The organism is Streptomyces sp. NPDC031111 (assembly GCF_055570675.1).
On record NZ_JBVIGS010000014.1, the window covers coordinates 161,901 to 174,050 of the forward strand.

The 12,150-nt window shown below is 73.9% G+C and carries 13 protein-coding genes; 9 read left to right on the top strand and 4 right to left on the bottom strand.

From position 1 onward, the window contains the following. Positions 1–164: 164 nt before the first annotated feature. Positions 165–347 carry a hypothetical protein gene (locus ACZ470_RS27185; protein WP_468431324.1) on the top strand — a complete coding sequence of 61 codons (183 nt, stop codon included), beginning with the start codon at positions 165–167 and terminating at the stop codon, positions 345–347. 4 nt (positions 348–351) lie between these two features. Here the strand turns inward: ACZ470_RS27185 and ACZ470_RS27190 are convergent, their stop codons facing one another. Further along, positions 352–1,737 carry a tannase/feruloyl esterase family alpha/beta hydrolase gene (locus tag ACZ470_RS27190; protein ID WP_468431326.1) on the bottom strand — a complete coding sequence of 462 codons (1,386 nt, stop codon included), beginning with the start codon at positions 1,735–1,737 and terminating at the stop codon, positions 352–354. A gap of 182 nt (positions 1,738–1,919) precedes the next feature. Continuing rightward, positions 1,920–2,795 (bottom strand): hypothetical protein, encoded by an 876-nt coding sequence (locus tag ACZ470_RS27195; RefSeq protein WP_468431328.1) that lies wholly within the window; start codon positions 2,793–2,795, stop codon positions 1,920–1,922. 216 nt (positions 2,796–3,011) lie between these two features. On the opposite strand from ACZ470_RS27195, the gene ACZ470_RS27200 reads away from it, so the two are divergent. Then, a complete protein-coding gene (locus ACZ470_RS27200; protein ID WP_468431330.1) occupies positions 3,012–3,893 on the top strand; it encodes an oxygenase MpaB family protein in 882 nt (293 codons plus the stop codon). A 24-nt stretch (positions 3,894–3,917) separates the two neighbouring features. On the opposite strand, the gene ACZ470_RS27205 is transcribed toward ACZ470_RS27200, so the two are convergent. Next, the gene (locus tag ACZ470_RS27205; protein ID WP_468431332.1) at positions 3,918–4,517 is read right to left on the bottom strand and encodes a class I SAM-dependent methyltransferase; all 600 of its coding nucleotides are present in this window, start codon (positions 4,515–4,517) and stop codon (positions 3,918–3,920) included. A gap of 150 nt (positions 4,518–4,667) precedes the next feature. Here ACZ470_RS27205 and ACZ470_RS27210 point away from each other — a divergent pair, with 150 nt between their 5' ends. From ACZ470_RS27210 to ACZ470_RS27240, 7 genes are all read left to right on the top strand, one after another. After that, positions 4,668–5,441, top strand: coding sequence for an MHYT domain-containing protein (locus ACZ470_RS27210; RefSeq protein WP_468431334.1), 774 nt, complete (start codon positions 4,668–4,670; stop codon positions 5,439–5,441). Positions 5,442–5,506: 65 nt separating this feature from the next. Then, a complete protein-coding gene (locus ACZ470_RS27215; RefSeq protein ID WP_468431336.1) occupies positions 5,507–8,086 on the top strand; it encodes a sensor histidine kinase in 2,580 nt (859 codons plus the stop codon). Next, positions 8,083–8,520 carry a roadblock/LC7 domain-containing protein gene (locus tag ACZ470_RS27220; RefSeq protein ID WP_468431338.1) on the top strand — a complete coding sequence of 146 codons (438 nt, stop codon included), beginning with the start codon at positions 8,083–8,085 and terminating at the stop codon, positions 8,518–8,520. The genes ACZ470_RS27215 and ACZ470_RS27220 overlap by 4 nt, the downstream gene beginning before the upstream one ends. A 22-nt stretch (positions 8,521–8,542) precedes the next feature. Continuing rightward, positions 8,543–8,953: a DUF742 domain-containing protein gene (locus tag ACZ470_RS27225; RefSeq protein ID WP_468431339.1), complete on the top strand. Its 411-nt coding sequence runs from the start codon at positions 8,543–8,545 to the stop codon at positions 8,951–8,953. A gap of 81 nt (positions 8,954–9,034) precedes the next feature. Then, positions 9,035–9,649, top strand: coding sequence for a GTP-binding protein (locus ACZ470_RS27230; protein ID WP_468431341.1), 615 nt, complete (start codon positions 9,035–9,037; stop codon positions 9,647–9,649). A 170-nt stretch (positions 9,650–9,819) separates the two neighbouring features. Then, positions 9,820–10,227 (top strand): roadblock/LC7 domain-containing protein, encoded by a 408-nt coding sequence (locus ACZ470_RS27235; RefSeq protein WP_468431343.1) that lies wholly within the window; start codon positions 9,820–9,822, stop codon positions 10,225–10,227. Between the two features lie 121 nt (positions 10,228–10,348). Further along, entirely contained in the window at positions 10,349–11,269 is a 921-nt protein-coding gene (locus tag ACZ470_RS27240; RefSeq protein WP_468431345.1) for a DUF6397 family protein, read from the top strand. A 1-nt stretch (position 11,270) separates the two neighbouring features. Here the strand turns inward: ACZ470_RS27240 and ACZ470_RS27245 are convergent, their stop codons facing one another. Further along, on the bottom strand, positions 11,271–12,137 hold the full coding sequence (locus ACZ470_RS27245; protein WP_468431347.1) for an acyl-CoA thioesterase: 867 nt from the start codon (positions 12,135–12,137) through the stop codon (positions 11,271–11,273). Positions 12,138–12,150 lie beyond the last annotated feature (13 nt).

Genomic DNA, 12,150 nt, shown 5'->3' on the forward strand with positions numbered 1-12,150 from the left:
GGAGGCGCGTCGTGAGCCTCCCGGACGGGAGGGTCACGACGGGCTCCCGGAGACCTTAGGGGGCGCACCTCAGGGACGTCTCAGGGTCGCGGTCCGGAACCGTGGCGGGCGCGGGCCCGTTTTCACGGCAGAGAGCGGCAGTGGCCGCGAAGGAGGCGACACTCATGTCGAAGAACGCCAAGATCGCCGCGGGGGGTGTGGCGGCCGGACTCGTCCTGCTCATCTGGCTGCCCTGGTGGGCCGCGCTTCTGATAGTCCTGGGAGTTCCGGCCGCCGCGTACCTCGCCCTGGACCCCGCACAGCGGCGCAGGCTGCGCCGTGTCTCGCGCAAGGAGCTGGGCCGCTGAGGCGCTACGGCGTCACCGCCTCACCGGAGTCCAGCGCGCAGGAGTTGACCACGTCGCCGTCCGCGGGCCTGACGATCGTGCGGTCCGCGGGCGGCGCGACTCCGCGCTCCACCCACGCGACCAGGGCGTCGAACGCCGAGCGGTAGCAGGGCAGGATCGGTCGCAGCCGGTCCGGATGGGTGTCGTACAGCCCGTCGGCGTGCGTGCCGTCCTGCACCGTGTAGTAGCGGTGCAGCCGCCCCCGGCCGCTCGACTCGATCATGCGGTCGTACACATCGGAGTCGACGGACTTGGGCAGCAGCGCGTCCAGATCGCCGTGCAGGGTGATCATCGGCCGTCCGATCCGCCCGGTGAGCGCCACGCGTTCCACGGCACGGTGCACGGAGGCGGGGCGCGAGGCGTAGTCGTAGGCGGCGTCGGAGGGGCACGGCGCCAGGATCTCCTCCGTCGTCGATCCGGCGGAGGGGTCGGGGCAGCCGGGGTCGTGGGCCGGGTCGAACTCGGCGCGGTAGATCTTCTGCGTGAGTCCCCAGTAGGTCTTCTCGTGGTACGGCCACAGGAACTCGGACCCCCGCGCGAAGCCCGCCTCGTACATGTCCTCGTCCGTCGCCGCGCCGAACGTCCTGGCCACCGCCACCGGCAGGGAGACCAGCGGGTTGCGCCCCTCGGCGGCCCACAGCGTGCCCTCCCAGTCCACCCCGCCGTCGTACAGCTCGGGATGGTTCTCCAACTGCCAGCGGGTGAGGTAGCCGCCGTTGGAGACGCCGGTCATGTACGTACGGCGCGGGGCGTGCCCGTAGTACCGGGCCACCGCGCGCCGGGCCGCACGGGTGAGCTGCGTGGTCCGCTCGTTCCACTCGGCGACGGCGTCACCGGGCCGCTTCCCGTCGAGGTGGAAGTCGACGCCGCTGTTGCCCTTGTCCGTCGACGCGTAGGCGTAGCCCCGTGCCAGCACCTGGTCGGAGATGGCCCTGTCCGTCGCGTACTGCTTGCGGTTGCCGGGCGCGCCGGTGACGACCAGCCCGCCGTTCCAGCGGTCCGGCAGCCGGATCACGAACTGCGCGTCGTGCCGCCAGCCGTGGGTGGTGTTGAAGCGGGAGGAGTCCGGGAAGTAGCCGTCGATCTGCACCCCGGGCACGCCCGAGGGCGACCGGGTGGCCGCGGCGGTCAGCCCCGCCTGGTCGGTCATGTCGGTGTACGGCGTACCGGCCAGTCCCGTGGTGGTCAGATCGGCCAGACACGCACTGCGCTGATGCGCGGCGCCGGGCACCCGCACCCGGTCCTGGCGCGCGCAGTGACCGTTGTCGGCCGCACCGGCCGGAGTCGGGGATGTGAGGGCGGCCGCGGCGAGGACGGCGGCGAGCAACGGAACGCCATGGGAGGGACGCATACGGCCTCCGAAAGGACGAGCGACGGAAGAGGGCAGGGAATCGATCGCGGAACCGCCCCATGGTGAGGGCCCGCCCTCGCCGTCATCGATGGGTTGGCGCCCCATGGAACGACAGCCGCACGTGGGGTCTCAGCACACGCCGGCGTCCCGTCCCCGGGACGTTGCCCCGAACCCCTCGCGGCTCAGAGCGGTCGTACGGCCATCCGGTCGAGCGCTTCCAGCAGGCCCGGCAGCTCCGGCCCCCGGCCCACCGGCAGGACCTCGCGGGGTTCGTCGTCGAGCAGGACGAACGCGATGTCGTCCGTCCGGGCCACCAGCGACCAGCCGGGCCCGTCGGCACGGAGGGTGCGCGCACCGCCCGGTGCGAAGGACGAGCGGACCCGGCCGAGCGGCGGCGGCGAGTCGACATACGCGCGTGCCTCCGCGAGGACGCGGCGGATGCCGCTGTGGCGTGGCTGCCCGTCCCGGTGGCCGTCGGCCTCCTGGTCCTTCGGGCCGTCCTCCGCCGGTTCCTCGGCGCCCTCGGCGGCCCGGTCGGAGCCGGCCGGCTCCGGAAACGCCGAGTCGTCGACGCGCTCCCGCCAGACCGCCCACTGAAGCGCGATCTCGTCCGCCCCCAGCCGACGCTGGGCGGGCCCCCAGGCCCCAGCGTCCGGCGGGGCCAGCGGGGGCCCGTCGGCGACATCGGGACCGGGATCGTGCGGCGCCGGCACGTTCGGCGCCGCGACGGCCACCGCGAGCGGCCAGCCGGGCAGCGCGGCGACGACCGTGCGCTCGTCCGGCGACAGGTCCTGCTCCATGCCGCAGTCCCAGGCCGCGATCGCGACGGCGACCAGCGAGACGTCGTCCACGACGACGGTCCACCGGGCGCCCTCGCCGTCCTGGCCGAGCACCAGCCCGTACCCGTCGGCGAGTGGCGGAAGGCCGAGCGCCGCGCACGCCTCGGGGTAGTCGTCGCCCAGCACGCTCGGGAACTTCGCCGGCGTCAGCAGCGCCGCCGTGAGCACATAGAGCGCGTCGTCCGCGGCGGCGACGGCTTCCTCGTCCGTCCCGGCCATCCCAGCCTCCCCATCGGTTCGTCCATCGGCGCGCACCATATGCCGACCCCGAGCCGCTTGTCACGACCCCCGCAGCCGTGCCCGGAGCTGCAGGTTTCCGGCCGGACGGGGCGAATCGACCACGCTTCGGGGGGCCGCATGTCGCCTTCGCGGACCGTTCATCTCCTGCTACTCAACGTAGAGTTGCGGCTTCGACGACATGAAGGGGGCAGCACGGTGCGGCGCTTCGAACGGCTGGAACGGATTCGGCGGATGGACCCCCACCGGGAAGCCACGGAGATCTACCGGCTCAGCTCGGCGTACGAGTTCCCCTGGGACTTCACCCGGGCCCTGGAACTGGCCCTCTACCGCACCTACGCCGTCCCCCGGATCGGCCGGTTGCTCGCCGAGACGGCGGAGCTCACCGAACGGTCCCAGAAACGCTACGACGACACCTCGCTCCTCCTCGACGCCATCGTGGAGCATGGCTTCGGCAGCACCCCGGGCAGGACCGCGATCCGCCGCATCAACCGGATGCACCACGCCTACGACATCCCCGACGACGACATGCGGTACGTGCTCTGCACGTTCGTGGTCATGCCCAGGCGGTGGATCGACTCCTACGGGTGGCGCAGGCTGTCACGGCACGAGATCGTCGCCAGTGCCGTCCACTACCGGACCCTGGGACGGCACATGGGCATCAAGGACATCCCGGAGTCCTACGAGCAGTTCGAAAGCTGCCTGGACGCCTACGAGGAGGCCCACTTCGCCTGGGACGAGGGCGCCCGCCGGGTGTCGGACGCCACGCTCGACCTCATGGCCTCCTGGTATCCGCGTCCACTCGCCCCGTTGCTGCGCACCGCCACGCTCGCCCTGCTCGACGAACCCCTGCTGCGCGCGTTCCGCTACACCCCACCGAGCGCGGCCACGCGCGCGTGGGTACGTCGCGCGGTACGGCTGCGGGGCCGCGCCGTCCGACTGCTGCCGCCGCGCCGCGCGCCGCACTTCGCCCGGCAGAACCGGGAGATCAAGGGCTATCCGAACGGCTACCGGCTGGCGGACCTGGGCACCAGCCCCGTACCGGGACTGCGCGGCTGCCCGGTGCGGCACCCGGACTGAGTGGCCCGGCACCCGGCCGACGGCTCAGTCCGCACGGACGGCCAGGGCGAGGAAGCGGGTGTCCTCGTCGGTGTACGACGTCGGACGCCAGCCCGAACGGGACAGCAGCGCGCGGAGGTTCGGCTCCGCGCGGAGGTCGTCCGGGGTGAGCGCGCGGCCCTGCCGGGCGGCGAGTGCCGCGCGGCCGATGGGGTGGAACAGGGCGAGCACACCTCCCGGCCGCACCACCCGCGCGATCTCGCGGAGGTTCCCGGCCGGGTCGGGCAGATGCGCGATCAGGCCCGCCGCGAACACGGCGTCCAGTGAGGACGAGCGCAGCGGCAGCGCGGCGACGTCGGTCAGCAGCAGCGTCCCGTCGCGGTCCCGTCCGGCCCGTGCCGCCTCCCGCAGCATGGCCGGGGTCAGATCCGCGCCGAGGACCACGCCCGAGGCCCCCACGGCCGCACGCAGCGGAGGCAGGGCCCGCCCGGTGCCGCAGCCCGCGTCGAGCACCCGGTCCCCCTCGCGCAGCCCGAGCTCGGCGACCGCGGCCGCGTAGGCCGGACCGTCGTCGGGGAAACGGCGGTCCCAGTCGGCGGCACGCGCGCCGAAGAACTCCTGGACGTGTGTGTGGTCGTCGCTCATGCACCGCATGATCCCTCACCGGGGCGGGCGCCACGCTTGTGCGCACGTTCGAGCGTGACGCGGTCGTTCCGGTGCACGGTCGCGTCATCTTTCAACCGCTTTCGAAACGCGCCCCCTTCGCGCGCCCGCGCCCCCTAGCGTCCCGGGGCCATGGGACACCTGGACCACGCCGCCCTGGGGTGGCTTACCCCCGCGCTGTCGTACGCGATGGCCTGCACCGGCGCCGCCCTCGGACTGCGCTGCACTGTCCGCGCGCTCGCCGCCGACGGCCGAGCGCGCCGCAACTGGCTGATCACCGCCGCCTCGGCGATCGGCACGGGCATCTGGACCATGCACTTCGTGGCCATGCTCGGATTCGCCGTCAGCGGCACCGGCATCCGCTACGACGTGCCGCTCACCCTCGCGAGCCTGCTCGTCGCCATGCTCGTCGTCTGCGCCGGCGTGTTCGCCGTCGGCCACGGCCGCGACCGGTTCCGGGCACTGCTGCTCGGCGGGCTCACCACCGGTCTCGGCGTCGCCAGCATGCACTACCTGGGCATGGCGGCCGTGCGGCTGCACGGCGAGGTGAGCTACGACCCGGTGCTCGTCGGCCTCTCCGTCCTCATCGCCGTCGTCGCGGCCACGGCCGCCCTGTGGGCCGCGCTCAACATCCGGTCGCCCGTGGCGGTCACCCTCGCCTCCCTGATCATGGGCGCCGCGGTCAGCAGCATGCACTACACGGGGATGTTCGCGGTGAGCGTCCGCGTCACGCCCTCCGGCGAGCCGCTGCCCGGCGCCACGGCGATGCAGTTCATCTTCCCGCTCGCCGTCGGCCTCGGGTCCTACCTCTTCATCACCTCGGCCTTCGTGGCGCTGTCCCCGACGGCCAGGGAGAGCGAGGCATCCGCCTCGGCCCAGCGCCCGGTCGAGCACACCGCCCACTGACCGCGCCCGGAGGCGCCGGCGTCCGTTCCGGCCCGCCCCACGCACCACTCCCGAGCGAGGAGTCCATGCGCACCTACCGGAGGACCCCGACAGCCCGCGCCGAGGCGCCGCCACCGCCTCCCGTGCGCGGCCGGCGCGCACACGCCGGACCACCGGCGGACGAAGGCCCGCACACCCCGGAAGAGCCGGCCCCGGGCACGGCACCCACACCCGCGCGCCACCGGCTCGCCGGCCCCCGCACCGTGCGCGCCAAGATCATCTGCCTGTTGATGGTGCCGGTCGTCTCCCTGCTCGCCCTGTGGGCCCACGCCACCGTGGCCACCGCCCAGGACGTCTCCCGCCTGCGCCAGGTCCAGCGCGTGGACGCCGCGGTCCGGGCCCCGGTCACCGCCGCCGTCACCGCCCTTCAGACCGAGCGGGCGGCCGCGGTGCGCCGTGCCACCGACGCCTCCTCGGTACGGCCCGAGGAACTGACGGAACTGGCGCGGCGCACCGACCGGGCCGTCGCGGACCTGCGGCTCGGCGAGCACCGGACCGTCGCCGACGGCGAGGAACTGCCCCGCGCGGTGGCCGGCCGGCTCGAGGCCTTCGTCACCGCGGCCGAACGGCTGGGTCCGCTGCGGACGGCGCTCCGCGAGGGACGGGTCGGCTGGACCCAGACGTACGGCCAGTACACGAGCGCCATCTCCACGGCCTTCGGCGTCGGTGGCGCACTCACCGGCATCCAGGACGCCGAACTCGGTTCCGACGCGCGCGTGCGGCTCGAATTCTCCCGCGCGGGGGAGGCGCTGGCCCGGGAGCACGCCGTACTGGCCAGTGCCCGGCTGCACGGCAGCCTCAGCGGGGAGCGGCTGCGGCAGTTCACCGGGGCCGTCGAACTGCGCCGCACGCTCACCGGCTCCGCCGCCCTCGACCTGCGCGGCCCCGCCCGCACCGCGTGGCAGACCCTCGCCGACAGCCGCGACTACGCCGTCCTCTACACCGCCGAGGACAAGATCCTCGCCGCGGAGCCGGGCCCCCGGGCCGCCCACGCCGTCCCACGGGACGCCTGGGACACGGCGCACGCGCGCGTGCGGGACGGCATGCGGACCGTCGAGACCGAGGCGGGCGCCGGCGCCGCGGACCGGACCGACCCGTTCACCCGCGGACTGCTCACCCCGGCCGGCGCCGCCGTGCTCCTCGGGCTCGCCGCCGTCGCCGCGTCGCTCATCATCTCCGTACGCATCGGCCGGGGCCTCGTGGTCGAACTGGTCGGCCTGCGCAACGACGCCCTGGAGATCGCCCGCCGCAAACTCCCCGAGGCCATGCGGCGACTGCGCGCGGGCGGCGAGATCGACATCCGGGCCGAGGCGCCGACCGGGCCGCCCGCGCAGGACGAGACCGGCCAGGTCGCCGAGGCCCTCGGCACCGTGCACCGCGCCGCGCTGCGCGCCGCCGTGGAGCGCGCGGAGCTGGCCGACGGGATCTCCGGCGTCTTCGTCAACCTCGCCCGCCGCAGCCAGATCCTCGTCCACCGGCAACTCGGCCTCCTGGACAGCATGGAACGCCGCTCCGACGACCCCGGTGAGCTCAGCGACCTCTTCCGCCTCGACCACCTCACCACGCGGATGCGGCGCCACGCGGAGAGCCTGATCATCCTCTCCGGAGCGGCCCCCGGCCGCGCCTGGCGCATGCCCGTCCCGCTCACCGACGTGGTGCGCGCGGCGGTGTCCGAGGTCGAGGACTACGCGCGCGTGGAGGTACGCCGCCTCTCCGAGGCGTCCGTCGTCGGCACGGCCGTCGCCGACCTCACCCACCTGCTCGCCGAGATCATCGAGAACGCGGCCCAGTTCTCGCCCCCGCACACGCGCGTACGCGTCACCGGCGAACCCGTCGGCAACGGCTATGCCGTCGAGGTCGAGGACCGGGGTCTCGGCATGGGCAAGGAGGCCCTCGCCGAGGCCAACCGCCGCATCACCGAGTCCGAGGCGCTCGACCTGTTCGACAGCGACAGGCTCGGCCTGTTCGTGGTCAGCAGGCTCGCCGCCCGGCACGACATCAAGGTGCGCCTGACGACCTCCCCGTACGGCGGCACCACCGCGGTCGTCCTGCTCCCCGTCGCCCTGCTGGACGACGGCACGGCGGAACCGCCCGCCGACGGCCCCGCCCGGAAGGCACCGCGGCCGGAGCCGCACACCTCCGCGCGGGTGCCCGACGACGTCCCGCGCCCCGAGGCCGTCCCCGCCCCGGACGACCGGCGGGCGCTGACCGCCCCCGTGGCCGGCACGGTGGACGGCCCCGTCGCCACGGCGGACACCGGCACCGACCTGCCGCACCGCACCACCGACACCGCGCGGGGCACCGCCTCGGACCGACCCCGAGGAGTCGCCACCCTGCGACTGCACCGCCCGGACGAGGAGCCGGCCGGCTCCGACGACCTCCCGCGCCGCGTACGCCAGGCCAGCCTCGCCCCGCAATTGCGCGACGCCCGGCCCGAAACACCCCCGCCCCCGCGGCAGGACGGCCGGGACGACCGCACCCCCGAACTCGTACGGGACCGCATGGCGGCCTACCGCGACGGCTGGGCGCGCGGCGGCGGCAGACCTCCCGGCCCCGGCACGGCCCCCGGTCCCGCGAAGCACAGCACCGAAGGAGACCCCGCATGATCCGAGAACCGCGCACCGGGACCGGCCGGCGATCCGGCGAACTCGACTGGCTGCTCGACGACATGGTGCTCCGCGTCGGCGACGTACGGCACGCCGTGGTGCTCTCCAACGACGGACTCGCCGTGGGGGCCTCCGGTGGGCTCGGCCGCGAGGACGCCGAGCACCTGGCGGCGGTCGCCTCCGGCTTCCACAGCCTCGCCAAGGGCGTGGGCCGGCACTTCGGGGCCGGCGGAGTGCGCCAGACGATGGTCGAGATGGACGACGGCTTCCTGTTCGTGGCCGCCGCCGGAGACGGTTCCTGCCTCGCCCTCCTGACCGCCGTGACCGCCGACATCGGCCTGGTGGCCTACGAGATGGCCCGGCTGGTCAAGCGCGTCGGCGAGCACCTCCGCACCCCGGCCCGCGTGGGCGCGCGGCCGCCGGCCGCCGGATGAGACGAGGAAGCGGTCCGAGCCGATGACCGAGGACACGACGGGCGTCCCGCGCGAGCGGGGCAGCCAGTGGTACGACCACGAGGCAGGGCCCCTGGTCCGGCCGTACGCCATGACCGGCGGACGCACCAGGCCCGGCCCGAACGGGGTGCGCTTCGACCTGATCGCCCTCGTCACCCTGACCCCGGCCGCGCCCGGCGCCGACGACCCGGCGCTCGGTCCGGAGCACGGCGCCCTCATCGACCTGTGCCGGCCCGAGACGCAGTCGGTCGCCGAACTCGCCGCGGGCGCCGATCTGCCCGTCGGCGTGGTCCGGGTGCTCCTCGGCGACCTGCTGGAACGCGGCCGCGTCACCGTGAGCCGCCCCGTACCGCCCGCCCACCTGCCCGACGAGCGCATTCTCCGCGAGGTGATCGCCGGTCTGAAGGCGCTGTAGGCGGCACCGCACCCAGGACCGGAACGCCGCACATCCGTACCCCCTGCCGACCGCGGCCGGCACTCCAGAGAGAAGTGATCGATGGTCCCTGAACACTCCGACGTGTCCGACGCCTCCGGCGGCGAGACGGCCGCGCTGGCACTGAAGATCCTGGTCGCCGGCGGATTCGGCGTGGGCAAGACCACCCTGGTGGGCGCGGTCAGCGAGATCCGCCCGCTGCGTACCGAGGAACTGCTCAGCGAAGCCGGTACGGCGGTGGACGACACCGACGGCGTGGACCAGAAGGTCACCACGACCGTCGCCATGGACTTCGGCCGCATCACCATCCGCTCCGGACTCTCCCTGTACCTCTTCGGCACCCCGGGCCAGGACCGCTTCTGGTTCCTGTGGGACGAGCTCGCGCAGGGCGCCCTGGGCGCGGTGGTCCTCGCGGACACCCGGCGACTGGAGGACTGCTTCCCCGCGGTGGACTACTTCGAGCACCGGCGGATCCCGTTCGTGGTCGCCGTCAACTGCTTCGCGGGAGCCCGGCGTCACGACGCCGGGGACGTCTGCCGCGCGCTCGACCTGGACCCGGGGACACCCGTCGTGCTGTGCGACGCACGCGAACGCGACTCGGGCAAGGACGTGCTGATCCGGCTCGTCGAGTACGCCGGACGCATGCACACCGCCCGGCTGCTCGACTCGGTGGGGTGACGCGGGATCCGGGCTCGCGCCACCCTTCCTCGGTCATCTTCCGCCCCATGCCCTCCGTCCTCCTTGCCCGGCGCCCGGTCGTGGGGAAGGCTGACGCGAGGGACCTCCCGCCAGGAGGGAACCCCACGCACGGGGAACACCACGGGGAAGACCAGGGGGAGACACACGACATGGCGCAGAACCAGGGACTCGACTGGCTGCTGGACGACCTGACCCAGCGCGTCGAACACGTACGGCACGCGCTGGTCCTGTCCAACGACGGGCTGGTGACGGGCGCGAGCACGGGGCTGCGCCGTGAGGACGCGGAGCATCTCGCCGCCGTGTCCTCCGGACTGCACAGCCTCGCCAAGGGCTCGGGGCGGCACTTCGGCGCGGGCGGCGTGCGCCAGACGATGATCGAGTTCGACGACGCGGTGCTCTTCGTCACCGCGGCCGGCACCGGCAGCTGCCTCTGCGTGCTCAGCGGGGCCGAGGCCGACATCGGTCAGATCGGGTACGAGATGACGCTGCTGGTCAACCGTGTCGGCGAGCATCTGGACGTGGACGCCCGTCAGCCGGATCCAGGCACAGAGCTCTGACCTGCGGGTTCGTCTACGGCTGCGGAGTTATCCACAGGCTCGCCACGAAGAGTGACGGAGCGGCTACGGTTTTTCCGAGCGGGCGCACCCGGCGCCGGCCGCCCACACGGGGGAGACGAGCATGTCCGGACAGCACACCGTCGCGCACGACGTCACCATCACCGCCCAGCGACCCACGACGCCACGCGACGCCTGGGTGGGCACGGGCCGCGCGGCCCGCGAACTGGGTCTCAAGCGCACCGAGTTCGACCTCGCCGTGCACATGGGACGCATCCGCACGGCCCCCTGCGACGGCGGAGGGGGCCGGCGGGTCGCCCGGGCGGAGATCGAGCGGCTCCGCGCCGGGCCCGGCTTTCCCGAGGCGCTGCGCCGGAGCGTTCGGACCGTGGGCACCACGGAGGGCGCGGCCCTCATCGGCGTGACGAAAGCCCGGTTCACCCGCCTGGCGAGGCTGGGCCTGCTGGTGCCGGTCAGGTTCTACTTCAACCGCTACCGCGCCGTGGTCTGGCTCTATCCGGCGGAGGAACTACGGCTGTTCGCGGCCGACGACAGGAACGCACCGCTGCTGACCGGTCGCACGCCGGAGAGTCTCCGGGGCCAGCTCGACACCGGCCTCGACCTGCGTCCGCGCAACTGGCGCACCCGGCAGCTGGGCTTCATGCTCCGGGAGTCCGACGACCCCTGGTCCCGCGCCGGCGCCGTGGCGTCGCTGCTCGACCCGCTGCATGTGTCCGATGCCGTCAAGGACCCCTACGACCGCTCCCACCTCAACCGGTTCCGCCGCCCGCCGCCGTCGCACGGCGCGCCCGGCTCACCGGCCGCCGACCTCGCGCAGGAGCTGATGACCGCCCGGGACCCGGACGAGGTGGCCTGGCTGCGGGCCGATCTGACCCGGCTGACGGAGGAGGCACGGCAGCACCGGCCGGCGCCACGCCCCGCTCCCCGCCGTCCCGGACCCGCGCGGCGACCGTCACGGACCGCCGAACCGGCACGCGGGACACGCCGTGGCCTGTTCGGCCGGTGGCGGCGCGGAAACCGGTGATCTACAGCGCCCGGAACAGGCCCTCCTGGACGACGGAGACCAGCATCCGTCCCTCCAGGTCGTAGATCCGGCCCCGGGCGAGGCCCCGTCCGCCCGTGGCGATGGGCGACTCCTGGTCGTACAGGAACCACTCGTCCGCGCGGAACGGGCGGTGGAACCACATCGCGTGGTCCAGCGACGCCATGTCGAAGCCGCGCGGCCCCCACAGCGGCTCCACCGGGATCCGTACGGCGTCCAGGAGGGTCATGTCACTGGCGTAGGTCAGGGCACAGGTGTGCACCAGCGGATCGTCGCCGAGCGGGCCGACCGCGCGCATCCACACCGCGCTGCGCGGCTCGGCGCCCTTGACGTCGTCGGGTTCCCAGCGCAGCCGGTCCACGTAGCGGATGTCGAAGGGCTGACGGCGCGCCATGCGCTCCAACTGCTCCGGCAGCGCGCCCAGGTGCTCCCGGATCTCGTCCGAGACCGTCGGCAGCGACTCCGGATGCGGAACCTCGCGGGCCGGCGGCAGCTGGTGCTCGAAGCTCCCCTGTTCAGGCTTGTGGAAGGAGGCGGTGAGATTGAAGATCGTGCGGCCCTGCTGCACCGCAGTGACCCGTCGCGTCGTGAACGACCGGCCGTCCCGCACCCGTTCGACCTGGTACACGATCGGCACCCCGGGCCGGCCCGGACGCAGGAAGTACGCGTGCAGCGAGTGCACGGGGCGGTCGCCCTCCGTGGTGCGGCCGGCGGCGACCAGTGCCTGGCCCGCCACCTGGCCGCCGAAGACCCGCTGGAGCGACTCCTGCGGGCTGCGGCCACGGAAGATGTTGACCTCGATCTGCTCCAGGTCGAGCAGGGCGACGAGGCTCTCGGCCGGATTCGTCATGGGTGGGATTCTC

Excerpts from the sequence above, each read along its gene's own strand:
- ACZ470_RS27205 (WP_468431332.1), bottom strand. The coding sequence starts at position 4,517 with ATGAGCGACGACCACACACACGTCCAGGAGTTCTTCGGCGCGCGTGCC.
- ACZ470_RS27245 (WP_468431347.1), bottom strand. The coding sequence starts at position 12,137 with ATGACGAATCCGGCCGAGAGCCTCGTCGCCCTGCTCGACCTGGAGCAG.
- ACZ470_RS27230 (WP_468431341.1), top strand. The coding sequence starts at position 9,035 with ATGGTCCCTGAACACTCCGACGTGTCCGACGCCTCCGGCGGCGAGACG.
- ACZ470_RS27215 (WP_468431336.1), top strand. The coding sequence starts at position 5,507 with ATGCGCACCTACCGGAGGACCCCGACAGCCCGCGCCGAGGCGCCGCCA.
- ACZ470_RS27240 (WP_468431345.1), top strand. The coding sequence starts at position 10,349 with ATGTCCGGACAGCACACCGTCGCGCACGACGTCACCATCACCGCCCAG.
- ACZ470_RS27185 (WP_468431324.1), top strand. The coding sequence starts at position 165 with ATGTCGAAGAACGCCAAGATCGCCGCGGGGGGTGTGGCGGCCGGACTC.
- ACZ470_RS27225 (WP_468431339.1), top strand. The coding sequence starts at position 8,543 with ATGACCGAGGACACGACGGGCGTCCCGCGCGAGCGGGGCAGCCAGTGG.
- ACZ470_RS27190 (WP_468431326.1), bottom strand. The coding sequence starts at position 1,737 with ATGCGTCCCTCCCATGGCGTTCCGTTGCTCGCCGCCGTCCTCGCCGCG.
- ACZ470_RS27220 (WP_468431338.1), top strand. The coding sequence starts at position 8,083 with ATGATCCGAGAACCGCGCACCGGGACCGGCCGGCGATCCGGCGAACTC.
- ACZ470_RS27235 (WP_468431343.1), top strand. The coding sequence starts at position 9,820 with ATGGCGCAGAACCAGGGACTCGACTGGCTGCTGGACGACCTGACCCAG.
- ACZ470_RS27195 (WP_468431328.1), bottom strand. The coding sequence starts at position 2,795 with ATGGCCGGGACGGACGAGGAAGCCGTCGCCGCCGCGGACGACGCGCTC.
- ACZ470_RS27210 (WP_468431334.1), top strand. The coding sequence starts at position 4,668 with ATGGGACACCTGGACCACGCCGCCCTGGGGTGGCTTACCCCCGCGCTG.